We start from the raw sequence: 18,129 nt of genomic DNA, 5'->3' as shown, positions 1-18,129 counted from the left end.
ATCTCCTCTAATATGAACTCGTATATTCAATTTCATTTCCTTTTGATACGCCTCGTCTTAACAACGCCACTAAACACAATGTTGTTCCGAAGCCCCCTATAAATAACGTAGTTTGAAGCCCAAATATAGAAATTAAAAATGCACTAGCAAAACTTCCTAATGCCCAAGCTCCCCAATTCAGCGTACGCTGTACAGCATTTACTCGGCCTAGCATGTGATTTGGTGAGGCAAGTTGTCGTATAGTTGCAGCGTAAGGGCCAAATACACCTTCTCCCATACCATGTATGATACTTGCGGCTACTATTCCGTAAACTGTTCCCATATACCCCATTATCGGTATAAAAGCCAAACCGGTAACTGATACAGCAGCGCTATAAATAAGCATTTTTGCATTATTAATTTGTTGACTTTTTTTCATAAGTATCGTATTACCTATTAAAAATCCCACCGCTGCTGAACCTATAACAAATCCTATTTCAATTTCAGATAGATTCATTACCTTATAAAGGAATATTACTAAAATGCTATTTAATATGTATTTAAAAAAACCGTAAACAGCACCACAAGTTACAATCGGCTCCAATACAGGGTGTTTTTTGAAATATACCAAACCTTCATATATGTTTTGGTATATAGATTTTACATTTACGTCTTTTAAAGAACCTTCTGTATGCGGTTTAAACTTTGAAATAATTAATACAAACATAAAGCAAACAAAATACGTTACTGCGTCAACAGTGAATGAGCCTGTTAATCCAACTAGAGTAATGACGATTCCAGCTAGCATAGGACCAATTACTATAGAAAGAGACTCCGAAAGTGCTAGTTGTGCATTTCCTTTTTTTAAGTGGTCTTTATCTGTTACTATTTCCGGTAAAAAAGAAGGAATGGCAATGTTGTAAAACGTGGTGAATATTCCATTTAAAAACATGATAAACACCAATAAAGGGAACGTTATAATATTTGTTACAGTCAGTATGAATACTGATAAAAACAATACTCCTTGACATAAACTACAAATTAGCAAGACATTTTTCCTATGAAAAATGTCTATTAAAGCACCGGCTACTAACCCGAAAATTAGATAAGGAACGAATATAATCCCACGAAGCATAGCAGCATTTGCTTCGCTTGTTTGTAACACCTCTAATGCAAAAAGTGGCAAAGCTACTATTGTAAACTGAGTACCCAACAAACTTATAGACTGTCCTAACCAAAGCTTGTGAAAATTAAAATATTTGCTACCTTTCATAATATCCCCCCACTAAATTCATATTTATAAATTATCAAGTTAACGATATAAATAAGAACAGGAAAAGCCTATCTTTCAACTAATGTCTGTAGCACATAAAAATTCGAAGCCTAATATAAAAGCGATTTTAGTTTCAAAATGAAGACTTGATCTTTAGAGCTCTCTTGGCTATTAAAAAGCTCATTTTCCGAAAAATAATTCTGCATTCGTTTATAAATCAATTGATATACAGATGAGATTTATTTGTAAGAATCTAGTTATTAATTAGCTTGCTTCGAATTCATTTTCCGATTGTATGTCACTTTGAATCACCTCCAGCATCAGTATAACCTTGAAGGCACGCTGTTGTACGCATTTTGGAATGTAACAGCAAGATAACGAAGCTACGATGACGAACTGAATGGATTTAACCTTGTTATTAGAGGACACATATATACATGACAATTGATTAAAATAGGTCATGCACGATGAAATAAATTTTTAGATAAACCAAAATAACCAGCAAAAAGCCCCTTCAAATTTGAAGGGGCTTTTTAATATATAGAAATTAGCTTAAAGCAAAGATAACATCTCTTGAAGGGGGCATTTTTTTATTATTCATGTTTATTGAGGAGCCTTCGCTTGAAGCAACTTTAACCCCATCCCAATAAAAATTAGTCCTGTTACTTTATTTAGAATCATTCCTACCTTTTGACTTCCTCTTAATTTTTTGGTGACATAGGAAGAAAAATAAGCAACAAATAAACACCACAATAGTCCTGTTACTGTAAAAGTAATTCCTAAAATGATAAAAGGTATAGGACCTGAAGCCTTTGTATCTATAAACTGCGGCAGAAACGCAATAAAGAATAAAGAGACTTTTGGATTCGTAAGACTTGTTAAGAGCCCTTGTAAATATATCTTTCTAATGTTCAATTTATTGGATGGGGCTTGAAAATCTACATTTGTCTTATCAAGTATCATTTTCATTCCTAAATATACAAGATAGATAACACCTATAATCTTAATGGTGTTAAATAACACAACGGATTTTGTAAGTATAATAGATAAACCAAAAGCAACCAATAACGTATGGACTAAAGAACCAGTAATAATACCAAAAACAGAATACACACCTGCTTTTCTACCTTGTGAAATACTTTTTCCCACAATATACATGGTGTCTGCACCAGGAATTAGATTTAATAAAATTCCTGTTAGTAAAAACACTTCATAATTAATAATACCGTACATTTTAGCACCCCTATCTATTTTTTAGTGCCCTTATTGATATTAAATGAAACACAAGAAAAAGAAAATCATTTTCTATTTATTCAATAAAATCAGCGAATTCTTGATTTACAATCGATAAAACTGATGGAATGTACCATTCGTATCGCGGACCGAAAACTCACTATTGAATAAATAAAACCCCAGAAATCCAAAGGTCTCTGGGGCTCCATTATATATTTAGCTCTTTTTGCTTTTTGTTTTGTTTATGTCTATACAGCAATTTTCGGCTTATTAGAGAAATCACTAATAAGGTCAGAATTAATAAGATAAGTTGCATAAATGATAAATCAAAATATTTAGCACCTGTAACGATTAAAAGTGTAGAAATCGTGCCTTTTACAACGAAAAAAATAATAACCCATAATCCGCCTTTTTTCCAGTTCATTTTATATTACCCTTTCCTACGTTTAAATTCTTAAAATATTTAATGATAGTTCTTAAATGTGACAACTTAATAGAAATCTATTATATTAACAAAAAATTCATGTCTAATTACATGCAACGATTCTATATTAAATGAAAATGATATTCATCGTCAATTTTATTGACTATTTGAATACTTATTATTTCTTTCTACTTTGTTTCTTATAAGCAATACACTTTTATATTCAAACAAAAACACCTCCATTACATTTGCACACTTAGTATGCGAATGCAAGAGGTGTTTTTTTATATACCATCAGGTAAGATTTCCTGCTTTGTTTATTTCTTGATACGTAGCTATTTTTTAATACACAATAACTGGATCATACGTGTTCAAACTATCATATACAGTTTTTGCAACATTAGGAAGAAGGTTCACACACCCACCTGATCCTCCTGTTAAATAAGCATTATTTCCCCAGTCTTTGCGCCAGCCGGCATCGTGGAATCCTTGACCACTATTTGTGAATGGAACCCAGTAATCTACTTTAACCGCATAATCAGCTTTTCCTACTGCGTTACCTCTTAGCGTATATGGTGTTCGTTTATATAGGACGTACCACACACCTGGTGATGTATCTTCACCAGTACTATGTTTACCAGTTACTACATTTGTTGTAACAACTAATTTTCCATCTTTGTAAATCCAAATTTGTTGCTCTGCAATTGAAACTTCTGCATACGTGTCTCCGATGCCATTATTCGATGTTGTTTTATAACCGATACCTTCCTTCTCCCAACCATTCCCGTGAATATTAGAAGCAGAAAGCGATTTTTCGCCTTTCTCAAAGGCTTGTTGAACTTGTTTAGTTTCTTTTTCAACATCTAGTGCCCAGCCGTATCCTTCTCCTTTTACTGATATGACTGAACCGGAATGAGTTTTAAATGAGAAATCTTTATTTAATGTTGATTTGGCATTATTAATTTCAGTAATTTTCTTCTTAATGTCACTCGCATCAATTGTAACTTTCATATCCTTTGACATAGAGGCATTTTGAATTAAATCTTTCGCTTTTAAAGGATAAACTTCATCCTGCACTTTATACTCAACAGACTGCCCAAGAAGATTCTGTAGTGCTTTCTCCTCTTTTTTGACAATCGGATCGTCTTCTTTAATAGGTTTTATGTATGCAGACTTCAGATGAATTTCGCTTTTATATTTTTGCTTATCATAATCTTTCAGTAGACTAGTAACATCATACTGTTTTCCTTCAACACTTTTCGAAATAACAATTTTCCCTTGTTCTAGCTTCGCCATAGCATCTTGAGGCGCTTTTAATTTCTCATTCATAGAGATGAGCTTTTCTTCTACAAGTTTTTTCAACGTTTCACTACGATACTGATCTGCCTTCTCTGGTAGCAATGAATAATTTTCTACCTTTGAGGAAGGGAAAAATGTCCACTGGTTTTTTAATAGTTTCTTAACTTGAGGCAAATCTTTTTCCGTAAGTTCCGTTTTTGTATCTTTTTCATCTAAAATTTGTTGTTGATCAACATAGACTTTGTTTGCTAGTCCAGATGTCTTTAATTTCTGTATTGCCTGATCAGCGCTCAGACCACCAACTTTTGTGTCATTAATTGTAACATTCGAATTGAAGTGAGTTGCCTGATAATAACTCATTCCCCCAATAAGAAGTGCAATTACACCAATACCCGCTGCAATAAACTTCCAATTTGTATAACGTTTTTTTGATCTTACTCGTTTTTGATCAATTTCTTCAACTGATTCATTTGTTGTATTGTTGTTCATCAATCTTTCCCCCGTATGCATTAACGTCAAACGATTTTCAACTAAAATCATAAACTAGTGTACCTTATTTTTCCTAAAATTTCATTATTTCCGACCACATTTTATCGCAATTTAATGATTAAATTTAGATTTTTCAATAGTACGATGCATTGCACAGCCCTTTACAAGTTATAAAATGAAATTTCAATCAACCGTTATACCAAGGAAATTAACTACATCTTCTTTGGAAAACTTTTTCTCTTTACGCAAATACGAATTATATTATCCATTTTATGAACATCACCTCCTAATTTTGTCAAAAAAATAAACGATAGTCCTTCTATCTAAAATGTAGAAGGACTATCGTTTTTTCAGTTAGAGTATTTGTATAATCGTTTAAGTTTTTATTTCCTGAAGGTCAAACTTGATGAAGATGATGAAATTTCATCTCATAGCCTTTAAATGAAAACATTATGTTTTTTATGGCAACCAAGTTTATTTTCTTAGCTTGATGTACCCACATATCCAGCAGCCTAAGATGAAGTAAGAGTCTGTTCAACTAGATTTTTTCTAATATTTTTAGGAGCATCTTATTTCCCCTCGTCATATTTCACTAATTGAATTTAAAACACATCCGTATGCTATTTAGTAAAATTTACGATTCGAGACGTAATTATTGCAGTAATCAAGATAATACTAGCGGTTATCAAGCCAGATTCTCCAATCCAAATCTCAGTTTGATACCCTGTACTTGCACGTGTGAAAGGTCCTTGAATAATGGCATTCCAAGTAGCATGGATGATAACCGAAGGCCAAATGCTACCTGTGATAAGTCGTAAATAAGCTATAATATAACCGAATGGTACAATACAAAGATAGATACCAAGTACTGAAAGAACGACAGATGGTCCCGCTACATATAGACCAGCAATAACTATTGGAACATGCCACGTTGCCCAAATCAATCCACTAATAAGGATGGGCCGTGAAAACTCTGCATCGACTAGCCTTGTGAGCATATAACCTCGCCAACCCATTTCTTCTCCCAAAGCTGGGATTAAGCCAAGCAAGCTTCCGAAAATGCCGCTCAATACTACTAGATAAATGAAGCTGAATGGTGCCGTTACATACTGAAGCCCAAGCATATTGTAGATCGGTTCTAAAATAAACATACCAACTTCGGGATACTGAAACCCCGCAATTCCGCTCAACCAGGCGATAGAATACGTAATTCCACAAATAATCATAGGGATTAGCAGAGCAAAACCGATCCCCTTCCATATCTTTAAGTTACCGAGACTAAAAGATACATCTTTAAACCCTTCTTTCAGTATTATGCGAGTCAAAATAGAAGATAATGCTGGGGTAAACATATATACCACAATAAGTGGCATACTTTTCGTAATTATTACTACTACATTTAGGATAATTGAAGTAATGATTAAGATACTCAGAAAAAGTTGAAGTCCTATTTTAGCACGTTGGATTTTATCTTTATTGTGGAACGATTTTGCGCTTAATATCATTGTAATCCGCCCTTCCCCTATAATTCACTTGTTTATCGAATATACTTCTTGTCATTTCCACAGACACAACTTAGAATAAAAATATTTTTGTATACAAATTCATTCATCTTTAAAATCCCTCCCCCATGTATAATCTAGTCTTACTTACGACTCATCAATGTAATTATTATTTATAAGTTGTCATAGCCGATAGTACAAAAGTGTAATGATTAGCATATGATCTGTGTCAATTAACTTTATGACAATATGTAACTAGAAAATATGATACGGGATAGATAACAATTGAATTAAGGCAATTGATTCGTGCAAGTACAATGAATCAATCTTGCTTTTACAAATAATTCAATTGAGGTGGAAAAATGAATAAGAAAAGAATCATTGCAATGGTTAGTACAGCTTTATTAGTCACAGGGTGTGTAGAAGTAGGAAAGGCTCAAACAGTAGCAGTCGAAAATTCAGGTCAATCAATCCAAAAAAATATAGTTAAATCCATACAATCACAGGCTTACCCATTAAAAACGATAGAGCCGTCAAAATCATTTGAGGATTTAAAACCACTTAAGAAAATGATTGGGAGCGCACAATATGTAGGATTAGGAGAGCCTACTCATGGAAGCTCTGAAGTTTTTACTATGAAGTTTCGCCTTGTGAAATATTTGGTTACTGAGATGGGTTTTACAAATTTCACAATGGAAGAAGATTGGGGAAACGGCTTAAAGCTAAATGAATATATCCAAACTGGAAAAGGAAACCCTAGGGAATTTTTAAACTTGTTATATCCTACTGATGAAATTATAGCCATGATTGAGTGGATGAAAGATTATAATGCTAATCCATCCAATAAAAAAAAGATCCAATTTATTGGGCTTGACTTAAAAGAGATGGACCAAGGTTGCTTTAATAAAGTAATTGATTATGTAAGACTGCATCGACCAGATTTGCTGGCAGAAGTAGAAGAAAATTATAAAGAATTGTCAGCTTTTAATGGAAGTACAAAGGAATATATGGACCTTGCTCCTGAAATAAAAGAAAAGTTCAAAGCAAACGCTGAAAGAGTAGCCCAATTACTAAAAGATGAGAATGGGCAAGCCAACACAGAAATAGCTTCACCCGAGTACATCTGGGCGAAAGCAACGGCAAGTGCAATAGAGAAATTTACAACAATGCTAATTCCTAACGACTATCCAAGTATGTTAAAGCTACATGAGCAATACTTGACCGATCATGCAATGTGGGCACAAGAGACATTGGGTGGTAAAACGATGGTATGGGGACACAATATTCATATAGCTAAAGGAATTATCGATGAGAAATTATACCCTTATGTTGCGGGGCAGATTTTCAAGGAACGTTTAGACAATAATTATGTCACAATTGGCAGTACAACTACGGAGGGGAATTTCACCTTGTACAGCGACAACCAAGATAAGATTAAAACAGATCCGATTCCACAAGATGTAAATAGTTTCAATTATACCTTTGGAAAAGTACCATATAACATGTTTTTATTGGATAACCGTCACCTTAAAGGACCAGCAGAGAAATGGGTTAAAACAAAAAGACCATTACTAAGTATTGGGGCACGACTCTTACCGAACGAATCGGCATACTTTGATACGTCATTGCTTGAGCAATTTGATATTATTTTTCATATTCGAAAAACAAGTCCATCTCATATTAAATAAAGTGAAACTTTAATCAGTGGGGATTTTCTTCATCCCCCACTGATTATTAGTTGAACCAATCGGACTTTTATGGGCAGTTGATCCCCCACCTAAATTCTTTGCTTTCGCTGCATTTTGAGGTGGGGGTCTTACTGCCCATTAAAGTGGGATAAAAGTACAAAACAATCCCTTCTTGCATCTGCAAGAAGGGGATTGTTTTGTAGAGGACTAATAAAAGCAGCTTTTTTTAACCAGAAGTAGGTTACTCTCCCCTTTTTATCATCATTTAAAAATGTCATATGACACTTTTACACTAGTGAGAATGACAAAAAGAGCAGTATGATTCGGTTATTATATAGATAGGAGCGATGAGCTTTATGAAATCAAGATTCATCCAGAATGGTTATTTTTTATTGCTAACTTTCGTTACAGGATTGTTTTATTTTTGTTTTTATCTAATAGCTCTGCTATTCAGCTTCACCCTTTCATTTACGGTAATTGGGATTCCACTAATTATACGTGTACTACAGACTACTACACCTTTTATCCAATTCGAACGCGTACAGACGAAAATTTATACAGATATTTCAACAGACTCTTATGACAGAAGTATAACAATAGATACATCGAACTGGGCTCAGGTGAAATTAGTGCTTACTGATCGTCGTACTTGGTCTGCTGTCTTTTGGTTAATGCAGAAATTAGTGATTGGCATTTTCAGTCTCATTAGTACAATCATTTTTTATGTAATGCCACTTATGTTCCTGTTGGCACCACTACTGTATCGCTACATTGAAATGAATATTATATTCATACAGATAGATACTTTTGCCAAGTCACTCTTTGTAATGTTTATGGGTATAGTATTTACCGCCATAAGTATTAGAATAGTAGAACGTTTGACAAAGAAAATTGGTGGCTATACCCGTAGCATGATTCGGCAACTAAATCGATAGAAGTTTCCCTTTTGTGAGAAAATTGTAGTGTAAAATTAAAAAGTATAACAATGTATGAAGGATTAATTTATAATATAGGAAGTAAAATGGTAGGCTACTTAGGGGGGGATAACTTGTTAGATATGGTTAAGTATTGGGTTTGGTACGATTGGATTATGTTAGGAGTCCGTATACTTGTTAGTGTCTCTATCGTCGTAATCACATTAGATTTTCAGAATAGTTTGACACTACCGCTTTGGATTATTATTTTTTGGGAGGTTGTTGCCTTCTCTATTCCATGGGTAGCCTTACTGTTCAATTACAAATATTACTTGTCCACAGAAATACTGCTATATGGTGGACTGTGTATATATTTAACCTCCTTATTTCCGGAAGCTAACAAGACATTTCTTATATCGGTGTTTCTAATTGCTGCGAATAGTAAGCATTTGTCCTATTATTGGACAGCTCCAACAACAGTTTTTATAACAACTGGAATTCTCTATGCGGTTGCACCAAGTAATAGCTATTGGATTTTAGTTACCTACTATGGACTTGCTTATGTAATGGGATTCGCTTTCCATTTACTAATCGTCAATCATAAGCAAAATGAAGCGATTCGTAAACAAAACGCGGTACTTGAGCAATATATGTCTCAAATTGAACGCATTACATTGGCAGAAGAACGGAACAGACTGTCGAGTGAGCTTCATGATACAGTTGGTCACGCTTATACTTCTATTATTATGGGGATGGAAACGTTGCGCACCGAACTTGCTACTGAAATGGGTATACAGAGGCTAGATTCTCTGCTTGAAATGGGACGTAAAAGCATCGAGGACGTGAGAGGTTACCTACATCAAATGGATTCTCCATGTCAATCTCCTTCCTTGATTCAATCTCTACAAAATCTTGGAGCCGAATTTCAGGAGCACGCTCAGGTAAATGTAAGTTTTAGGACATTCGGAGAGGAATATCAACTATCTCGGCAAGCGAAGATCACATTCATTCGTTGCTTACAGGAGTCCCTTACGAATGCAGTACGTCATGGTCAAGGGACTGAAATTATAGTTTCATTGCAGTTTGAACAACAATATACGAGGTTAGAAGTTCAAGATAATGGAAAAGGAAATGTAGAATGGCAGGAAGGCTTCGGTATGAATGCGATGAAAGAACGGGCAATGAACTTGCAAGGTCATTTGTCTGTATATACAAAGCCAGAAGAAGGAATGCTTGTTACATGCACCATACCGCGACAAACTGAAATAAAAAATGGACTTATTCGTTTGTTAATTGTAGACGATCAGCCATTTGTTCGGGAAAGTTTGAGGACACTACTCGATAGATATGAAGATTTAAATGTAGTCGGTTTGGCTGAGGATGGCAATGAAGCCATCGATTTGTGTGGGCGCCTTCAACCCCATGTTATACTTATGGATTTAGATATGCAGCACATGGATGGAATCGAAGCAACCAAAAAGATTAAGCAACAATGGCCACATATCCGCGTATTGATTTTTACAACGTTTCAAGATACCGAACAGGCAGTGGAATCACTTCGCAACGGTGCGGATGGTTTTTTACTTAAATCTATTGAAACGTTGGAGCTAGCCAATACGATCCGACTTATTCACAAAGGTGGGACACTAATTGATCAGGGAATGTCTCACAAAATATTTGAGAAGTTTGATGAGCAAAAAGAGACACCACAATCAAAAGCAACCGCTTATGAGCTAACAGCTAGGGAAATAGAAATATTACAGCTAGTAGCAAAAGGACTTCGTTACACTACCATAGCATCAAGGTTATATTTGTCAAATGGTACGGTCAGAAATTATGCTTCTACAGCTTATACAAAGCTAGGAGTCTCTAACAAAGAAGAAGCTGTTCAAAAGGCTCTAGAAATTGGAATTATTGAATAAAAAAGTGTTTTTTTGTTTCTCTACAGCAAAGTAAACTGTAGTTACAAGATGCAAATTTTCTCCTAAATTTAATCCTCTTTCTATTTACAATATATTGAACTATCCCCACTTTCACTTCGTTTAGAAGTGGGGGATTCCTAAGTAAAGAGTTCTATCGAACTCTAATTGATTAGGCTAACCCCGCAGTCCTTGCGGTTAGACGCCTTATTGCTTCATTCTTTATAATGATAAAATAAAATAGGCGAAATGCTGGACACATCCCGTCTCATAACTGCTACTGTCAAGGTGGTTGTTATTATGCATTACCTTTTTCTTTTAGACCCACGCTTGTACTTTGGTCGGTGAAGCGCGGGTTTTTTGTTATCTTTTTTGCATTTGCTATCTTAATATGTAGGCTGAAAGCTCACGCACAACTGCTCCGGCAATTTCTTTTAAAAGTTCAAACAATAATTCCTTGTTATATCGCCTCCTTTTCTTCCGAATGGATAGAAGGGAGAATTATTTATGGGGAGAAATAATAAGTTAAAAAAAGCAATAGGTGTTTTTACTGAAACACCTTGATTACTCTTATTATTCATTACAGCAAAGTTTATTCAACTGAATATATTATGTTTTTTTATAAAATAATACAAACTCTGATACAATATGACTACACTGTATCAGAGTTAATTTTTAATGTTGCACCATCTTCTAATACATATGATAAATATAGTATAAAATGATGGAAATTATTTAGGCCAAGACCCGGTCCACGCATCGTGAGCACTTTCGGAATAATGTTACAAATAGTCTACTAACCATTCACACCCGCGAATTGGCTGTTATACAGATTGGCGTAGTACCCACCCCGCTCCAGCAGCTGCTCATGACTCCCGCTTTCGACGACATCCCCGTCCTTCATGTAGAGGATCATATCTGCCTCACGGATCGTCGACAGACGGTGAGCGATAACGAAACTCGTTCTGCCTTCCATCATCTTCAGGAACGCCGCCTGGATACGAATCTCCGTCAGCGTATCAATGCTACTCGTCGCTTCGTCGAGAATTAGCATAGGCGGATCAACCAGCATAACTCGAGCGATTGTCAAGAGCTGTTTCTGTCCCTGGGACAGGCTGTCGCCGGAGCCGTTGATTACTGTATTATAGCCCTTCGGCAGCCGCTTGATGAAGCTGTGGGCGTTAGCTGCCTTAGCGGCTGCTATAACCTCATCCTGGCTAGCATTCGGTTTCCCATAGGCGATATTGTCATGGATTGTCCCACCAAACAGCCAAGTATCCTGTAGCACCATCCCAAAAGTATGGCGTAAGCTGTCACGGGCCATATCGTTAATGTTAATACCATCTATCGCAATCTCACCGGCATCAATATCATAGAATCGCATTAACAGATTCACTAATGTTGTCTTGCCAGCACCCGTCTGTCCCACGATTGCGACACGTGTTCCTGGTTCAACAACTAGGTTCAAATCGGTAATAAGGGGACGGTCAGGCTGGTAAGCGAACTTCACATGATGGAATGTAATCGTCCCCTGCTTAGCTGGGATATGAACTGCATCTTCAGCCTCCGGTGACTCCGCCGATTCATCAAGTACCTGAAAGATATGTTGCGCCGAGGCCGTAGCTAATTGCAACTGTGTAATTACTCCGGTAATCTCGTTGAACGGTTTAGCGAACAGGTTGGCATAAATCAGGAAACTCGATAATCCCCCGACCGATATTCTAGACATAATGACCATAATACTCCCAATTAAGGCGATGATTGAGAAGGTAACATTGCTCACCAAACGGGTGGATGGATTCGACAGAGAGCTGACGAATTGTGATTTTACCCCTGTGTGATACAATTTATCATTTCGTGCTGTAAACTCCGCAAAAGAGTTATCTTCATAACGGAAGGCCTGAACAACCTTCCGCCCGCCGATCATCTCCTCGACATAGCCATTCAGTCCACCCAATATGCGGGCCTGATCACGAAATAGCTGCTGGGAGCGCATCGTGATGAACCGCGCTACGAAGAAAGTCACTGGTGCAGATAACAGCGCGACGATGGTCATGAGCGGATTCGTATACAACATGAGCGCAATCGCTCCGATGATTGTAACAACACCGGTTAATAATGTGGAGAATCCCTGCAGCAACCCGTCCGATATGGCATCCATATCGTTTACGAATCGGCTGATGCTGTCCCCTTGCGGATGATTATCATGATATTTCAGTGGCAGTACATTCAGCCTGTCGAACATTTCGCTGCGCAAATCGTTTACTGTTTGATTAGCAAGCCGATTCGTAAGATATGTCAACAACCAGCCGAACAAGCCTCCGATGAGATACACCAGACTAAGCTGTATAAGTAGTCTGAAGATATCCGCGAACTCAACAGCACCTTGCCGACCATATGATCGATCGTAATCCCAATCATAAATGGACCGATTAAGCTGGAAGCTACGCTAATAATCGCACTAATGAAGGCCCAGATTGTATACCTTTTATATTTTCCTGTATAAATTAGTAGTCTTCCCCATGTTTGCTTCATGTTCATTGTTGTCCTACCTCCTCATTAGCGCAACTGTGAGCGGCAAATCTCTTGATAGACACTACAATCTCGCTTGAGTTCGGCATCAGTGCCGATGCCAGCAATCCGTCCGTCTTCGATGACGATAATTTTATTCGCCTGCTGCACGGTGCTAACCCGCTGCGAGACGATGATTACCGTAATTCCCTGGTTGTTTTCCCGGATTGACCTTCTTAACGCTACATCTGTGGCAAAATCAAGTGCACTCGAAGAATTATCAAGGATGAGAATATCGGGACTGGCAACAATTGCCCGAGCGATTGTTAAGCGCTGCTTCTGTCCACCCGACAGATTCAGTCCGCCCCTGGATAACAAAGTGTTATAGCCTTCTGGCATTTTCGTTATAAATTCATCGGCCTGGGCAATGGTAGCTGCCCGTTTGACCTCTTGATCCGAAGCTAATTCGTTGCCCCAGCGGATATTATCGGCAATCGTCCCTGTGAAGAGCAGTGCCTTCTGCGGAACGATTCCGATCTCGCCGCGTAGCTCATGTAGACTATAATTCCTTACATCAATTCCATTGACGAGTATTTGTCCAGAGGTAGCGTCATAAAATCTCGGAATCAAGTTCACAAATGTAGATTTGCCTGAACCAGTACCACCGATAATTCCCACAGTCTCGCCACGTTTTATCTCCACCGATATATCTGTCAGTGCCGGTTCACTCGTTGTACAAAACCAACATCTCTAGCAAGATCCCGTAAGGTATTTGGAGATAAAAAACTTTGAATCTCTTGAGCAAATAGTTGTAATTCGTCAGACACAGAAACAGACATAAAAAACGCCATCCTTTCCTATGATTCTACAGAAAGAATAGCGCATTTTTCATTTAAAAGGTACTATATAAAGAGACTTCACCCTTTCGACTTACAATGTACTTCAACGACTAGTAGCTACTTCCTAAACGTTGTTCCTCATTTACTAATCTATTTATGCTTTTTTAAAATTTGCAAAAGGACCAACAATATCTTCATATTACTTATTAACTATTATTGGCTGGATGCTCTCCTGAACTCCCATCATTACTTGGTTGCATTGGCGTTCCATGGCCATCCCCATTGTTTGGCAGTGTTGTATTTCCTTCGCCACTACCACTGTTTGGCGGCTTTGTATTTCCTTCGCCACTACCATTGTTTGGTGGCTTTGTATTTCCTTCGCCACTACCGTTGTTTGGCGGCTTTGTATTTCCTTCGCCACTACCGTTGTTTGGCGGCTTTGTATTTCCTTCGCCACTACCATTGTTTGGTGGCTTTGTATTTCCTTCACCACTACCGTTGTTTGGCGGCTTTGTATTTCCTTCGCCACTACCACTGTTTGGCGGCTTTGTATTTCCTTCGCCACTACCACTGTTTGGTGGCTTTGTATTTCCTTCGCCACTACCACTGTTTGACTCACTTTGCTTTTGATCTTCTTGTTTCTTTTGCTTTTCTTCTTGTTTCTTTTGCTTTTCTTTTTGCTTATTTTCACTCGGCTGTTCAGCCGTATTTACTATTTTCGTATTTGGAGAAGAATCACGCTTCTCACCTTTAATACGTAATTCGCTACCTTCTTGAACTACACTGTTTGGCATTTTAAATTGTGACTTATCTGTAGCAAACTTACTCATCATTTCTTTAAAAATCAATTGAGCTATTTTCGTATTTTTACTACTAATATAATCATCTTTACTATCCTTTGTATATCCGGTCCATACAGCCATCGTATATTGTGGTGTATAACCAGCAAACCAACTATCACGAGTTGCACTTTCTGGTAAATTATATTGTGCTATTTGTTCTAAAGAATAGTTTGTTGTCCCTGTTTTACCCGCCATATCTAAATAACCTACATTAGCTGTTGTACCTAAACCGGATGAAACAAAAGTACGAAGCATATCAGTAATCATATATGCTGTTGAATCCTTCATAACTCGTTTTGGCTTTGGCTCAAAGTTTTTTGATTTACCATCTGGATAAACGATTTTCTTAACAAAATGTGGTTTCGTATACTTACCATCATTACCAAATGCCGCATAAGCGCCTGCAATTTCAGTTGGTGACGCTTCATTTGTACCAATCGCTGTTGATTCGGTCGGTGCTACATTAAATGTAATACCTAGCTTTTCAGAGAAAGCTTTTGATTTATCAATTCCTACTTCTTTTGCAGTTTTAATAGCCGGGATATTTCGGGAAGTTTTCAATGCATCACGTATTGTAATTGGTCCTAAATGCTTTCTATCAGCATTTCTAACTTCTTGTCCCGTTGAGTACTTAAATGGAGAGTCATCAATTTGATGGTAAGTAGCCCATTTTAAATATTCAATTGCAGGAGCGTAATCAAAAATTGGTTTCATCGTTGAACCTGCTGAGCGATTTAATTCAATTGCAATATTATGTCCTTTAAAAACAGCTTTATTTTCACCACGCCCACTACCAATTGCACGTACTTCTCCTGTTTCCGTATCCATAAATGTGAAAGCCACTTGGAATTTCTCATTTGGATAATTAATAATATCTTTATTTAAAAGTTTGTCCGCAAAATCCTGTGCCTTTGGATCTAATGTTGTATAAATTTCTAAACCGTCAGATCCCATATTAACATCTGGCAACTCTTTTTCAACTTCTTTCACAACCGCATCCATAAAAGCTGGATAGGGCATTTCTTTTTGTGCAGTTGCTTTCTTAAGTCCTTCTGTTACTGGAACTTTTGATGCTTCTTCCATTTCTTTTTTGTAATATAACCATGTCGATTCATTAATTTAAGTACAACATTTCTTCTTTCTGTTGCTTTTTTGATATTTTGTTCTTTCGTTGGATCATAGTTATTAGGAGCTTTCATTAAACCAGCAAGCATTGCAACTTCTGGTAGTGTTAAATCTTTTAATTCCTTACCATAATAATTTTGTACTGCTGTTGCTATTCCGTATGAACGGTTACCTAAGTAAACTTTATTTAAATACATTTCTAAAATTTCATGTTTTGAATACTGTTGTTCTAGCTTATATGCTAAATATATTTCTTGCGCCTTTCTCTTTGACGTTTTTTCCATCGATAAGAAGTAATTTTTAATAACTTGCTGTGTAATCGTACTTCCACCTTGAGAGCCGTAATCCCCTTTTAGGCTGACTAAAACTGCACGTGCAGTACCTTGAAAATCTACGCCACTGTGCTCGTAAAAACGTGCATCTTCTGTCGCTAAAAACGCATTTTCTACTAACTTAGGAATTTGACCATACATAATATTCGTTCGTTTTTCTTTCCCATATTCATATATCAATTTCCCATCTTTATCATAAATTTTTGAGGATAACGGATTAACAAGTTTTGCTTTCTCGAGTTTTGGCGCATCCTTGATCATAACGAAAAAAGTAGTAACCCCTGTGACTAACCCTACAATACCAACTAATAAACAACTAATTAAAAACTTACGAAAAAATGATGTTTTGCCTTTTGGTTTTTGTTTTTTAGCTGCTGGCTGTTTTTTCTTTTTAACTTGTCGTCGCTCCTCTCGAGAACGATAATTTTCTGACATGCTATATTCTCCTGCCTTTCAATTCTCCTGTTGATTTGCTTAAAATTATTGAAGTCACTTTAAGAAATATATTCATATTTAAAAAGTGTACTAAATAGACAATTTAAGTAATAAATTTGTTCCACTTTAAGATGAGGAAGAAATTTGAGCTTATCTGATAACGAAACAGAAACGGTATTAGTGGCACAACAAAAAAATGGAATTTCATAGAAAATCCATTTTTAGCTTGATGGATGTGGCGGTACCCCACATCCATCAACTTAAGGATTTAGACTATCCTTGAAGTTAAAAGCACGTTACTATTCTCTTATGTTAATGAGTAAGGGTGACGTGCTTTTTATAAATATTCATCAAAAACAAGAGTTTTCTTTATTTGCTGAAGAGTTATATCGATATATGTCTCCCACTACACTTAATCAATTAGCTATAGAAGCAGGCGGAATGGAACGAAAATGCAAGTGCCATAGGCACCATTTTTTATCTTTGTGTGTATGGTTAAATCAACAAATCGCTACTACCTCTCTTACTCAACTTTGTAGTCAATTAGAAACTTCAACAGGAGTTTTATTAAGTTCCTCAGGGCTAAGTAATGTGCCTGTCGCTGCATGAAGCCTACTACATAATCGAACCAAGGAATCACTTGCCACCCGTTGACTAATCCAAATGCAAATAGCAGCTAATTCTGATGCAGAAAACTTAAGTTTTCGCTTAATAAATCCTATTTCTCTTGTAAGTTCTTCTAGGAATACAGGTGTAACATATCTTTGTAATTCTTCTGCAAATGGTAATAATTCATCTTGAATCGAGAGATTCATAAGAAAACATTATCCTTTCTAATTTAACTTGTTTAGAAAGGATAATGTTTTATGATATTGGAAGATATTAAAATCTCCTGAGTTGATGGTTATGTATGGTGACCCCATAGCCAAAAAAGTAAGAAGATATTTAGAAATGCATTAAATTTTGAGGAAGTGCTTGTGAACCCTATCATAAATAAATCAGGTTTTGTATGTTCGATTTTTAAATAACACCCGAGCAGGAGTGGGTTGCAGTTATAGTAATACTCTATTTTTTGTATTTCTATAATAGATATTTTTTCAAAAAACAGAATTATCTTGACAGTTATTAAATGGATTGATAAGGTTATAAAAAATATTTCTTATCCAGAGAGGTGGAGGGACTGGCCTTATGAAACCTCAGCAACAGGTCTGCTTAAGTAGACACTGTGCTAATTCCAGCGGGTGATAATCCTGATAGATGAGAGCTTCCGTTTTTATTTGTCAGTAGCGCCCTCTTTTTTAGAGTGCGCTTTTGTTTTTTCTGGA

At 36.5% G+C, this 18,129-nt stretch carries 10 protein-coding genes, 5 pseudogenes and 1 riboswitch; of the genes and pseudogenes, 4 read left to right on the top strand and 11 right to left on the bottom strand.

Going from position 1 to position 18,129, the window contains the following annotated elements; translation table 11 throughout:
- Positions 1 to 7: 7 nt before the first annotated feature.
- The 5 genes from B9A45_RS13655 to B9A45_RS13630 all read right to left on the bottom strand — a co-directional run bounded on the left by B9A45_RS13655 (position 8) and on the right by B9A45_RS13630 (position 6,202).
- The gene (locus B9A45_RS13655; RefSeq protein WP_084064145.1) at positions 8 to 1,252 is read right to left on the bottom strand and encodes an MFS transporter; all 1,245 of its coding nucleotides are present in this window, start codon (positions 1,250 to 1,252) and stop codon (positions 8 to 10) included.
- Between the two features lie 603 nt (positions 1,253 to 1,855).
- Entirely contained in the window at positions 1,856 to 2,485 is a 630-nt protein-coding gene (locus B9A45_RS13650) for a LysE family translocator (protein WP_000274241.1), read from the bottom strand.
- A gap of 208 nt (positions 2,486 to 2,693) precedes the next feature.
- On the bottom strand, positions 2,694 to 2,909 hold the full coding sequence (locus B9A45_RS13645) for a hypothetical protein (RefSeq protein ID WP_001104104.1): 216 nt from the start codon (positions 2,907 to 2,909) through the stop codon (positions 2,694 to 2,696).
- A gap of 342 nt (positions 2,910 to 3,251) precedes the next feature.
- Entirely contained in the window at positions 3,252 to 4,697 is a 1,446-nt protein-coding gene (locus B9A45_RS13640) for a L,D-transpeptidase family protein (RefSeq protein WP_001064059.1), read from the bottom strand.
- 620 nt (positions 4,698 to 5,317) lie between these two features.
- A complete protein-coding gene (locus tag B9A45_RS13630) occupies positions 5,318 to 6,202 on the bottom strand; it encodes a CPBP family intramembrane glutamic endopeptidase (RefSeq protein WP_058839495.1) in 885 nt (294 codons plus the stop codon).
- A gap of 359 nt (positions 6,203 to 6,561) precedes the next feature.
- Here B9A45_RS13630 and B9A45_RS13625 point away from each other — a divergent pair, with 359 nt between their 5' ends.
- The 3 genes from B9A45_RS13625 to B9A45_RS13610 all read left to right on the top strand — a co-directional run bounded on the left by B9A45_RS13625 (position 6,562) and on the right by B9A45_RS13610 (position 10,723).
- Positions 6,562 to 7,887: an erythromycin esterase family protein gene (locus B9A45_RS13625; protein WP_058839494.1), complete on the top strand. Its 1,326-nt coding sequence runs from the start codon at positions 6,562 to 6,564 to the stop codon at positions 7,885 to 7,887.
- 356 nt (positions 7,888 to 8,243) lie between these two features.
- A complete protein-coding gene (locus B9A45_RS13615; protein ID WP_084064144.1) occupies positions 8,244 to 8,822 on the top strand; it encodes a sensor domain-containing protein in 579 nt (192 codons plus the stop codon).
- 113 nt (positions 8,823 to 8,935) lie between these two features.
- Complete coding sequence (locus tag B9A45_RS13610) at positions 8,936 to 10,723, top strand: helix-turn-helix transcriptional regulator (RefSeq protein ID WP_084064143.1); 1,788 nt, start codon at positions 8,936 to 8,938, stop codon at positions 10,721 to 10,723.
- Between the two features lie 302 nt (positions 10,724 to 11,025).
- On the opposite strand, the pseudogene B9A45_RS33215 reads toward B9A45_RS13610, so the two are convergent.
- From B9A45_RS33215 to B9A45_RS33160, 5 genes and pseudogenes are all read right to left on the bottom strand, one after another.
- Positions 11,026 to 11,206, bottom strand: a pseudogene (locus B9A45_RS33215) (hypothetical protein).
- A 310-nt stretch (positions 11,207 to 11,516) separates the two neighbouring features.
- Complete coding sequence (locus tag B9A45_RS13600) at positions 11,517 to 13,037, bottom strand: ABC transporter ATP-binding protein (RefSeq protein ID WP_256891709.1); 1,521 nt, start codon at positions 13,035 to 13,037, stop codon at positions 11,517 to 11,519.
- A 242-nt stretch (positions 13,038 to 13,279) separates the two neighbouring features.
- Positions 13,280 to 13,963 (bottom strand): annotated as a pseudogene (locus tag B9A45_RS13595) (ATP-binding cassette domain-containing protein); the annotation flags it as partial.
- On the bottom strand, positions 13,945 to 14,070 hold the full coding sequence (locus B9A45_RS32685; protein WP_255259072.1) for a hypothetical protein: 126 nt from the start codon (positions 14,068 to 14,070) through the stop codon (positions 13,945 to 13,947). The pseudogene B9A45_RS13595 and the gene B9A45_RS32685, both read right to left, overlap by 19 nt.
- Positions 14,071 to 14,276: 206 nt before the next feature.
- Positions 14,277 to 16,804 (bottom strand): annotated as a pseudogene (locus tag B9A45_RS33160) (PBP1A family penicillin-binding protein).
- 339 nt (positions 16,805 to 17,143) lie between these two features.
- Here B9A45_RS33160 and B9A45_RS13585 point away from each other — a divergent pair.
- Positions 17,144 to 17,392: pseudogene (locus tag B9A45_RS13585) on the top strand (IS4 family transposase); the annotation flags it as partial.
- On the opposite strand, the pseudogene B9A45_RS13580 reads toward B9A45_RS13585, so the two are convergent.
- Positions 17,368 to 17,619, bottom strand: a pseudogene (locus tag B9A45_RS13580) (IS4 family transposase); the annotation flags it as partial. The pseudogenes B9A45_RS13585 and B9A45_RS13580 overlap by 25 nt on opposite strands.
- Before the next feature lie 341 nt (positions 17,620 to 17,960).
- A riboswitch (SAM riboswitch) is annotated at positions 17,961 to 18,068 on the top strand.
- Positions 18,069 to 18,129 lie beyond the last annotated feature (61 nt).

The sequence above is a fragment of the Bacillus sp. JKS001846 genome (genome assembly GCF_900176455.1).
In the GTDB taxonomy this organism is placed as follows: Bacteria; Bacillota; Bacilli; order Bacillales; family Bacillaceae_G; genus Bacillus_A; species Bacillus_A cereus.
Note: the sequence above shows the minus strand (reverse complement) of the source record. Positions and strands in the feature narration are given on the sequence as shown.

Coding starts and splice junctions, on each gene's coding strand:
- B9A45_RS13645 (WP_001104104.1), bottom strand. CDS start 2,909: ATGAACTGGAAAAAAGGCGGATTATGGGTTATTATTTTTTTCGTTGTA.
- B9A45_RS13625 (WP_058839494.1), top strand. CDS start 6,562: ATGAATAAGAAAAGAATCATTGCAATGGTTAGTACAGCTTTATTAGTC.
- B9A45_RS13615 (WP_084064144.1), top strand. CDS start 8,244: ATGAAATCAAGATTCATCCAGAATGGTTATTTTTTATTGCTAACTTTC.
- B9A45_RS13650 (WP_000274241.1), bottom strand. CDS start 2,485: ATGTACGGTATTATTAATTATGAAGTGTTTTTACTAACAGGAATTTTA.
- B9A45_RS13655 (WP_084064145.1), bottom strand. CDS start 1,252: ATGAAAGGTAGCAAATATTTTAATTTTCACAAGCTTTGGTTAGGACAG.
- B9A45_RS13640 (WP_001064059.1), bottom strand. CDS start 4,697: ATGAACAACAATACAACAAATGAATCAGTTGAAGAAATTGATCAAAAA.
- B9A45_RS32685 (WP_255259072.1), bottom strand. CDS start 14,070: ATGTCTGTTTCTGTGTCTGACGAATTACAACTATTTGCTCAAGAGATT.
- B9A45_RS13630 (WP_058839495.1), bottom strand. CDS start 6,202: ATGATATTAAGCGCAAAATCGTTCCACAATAAAGATAAAATCCAACGT.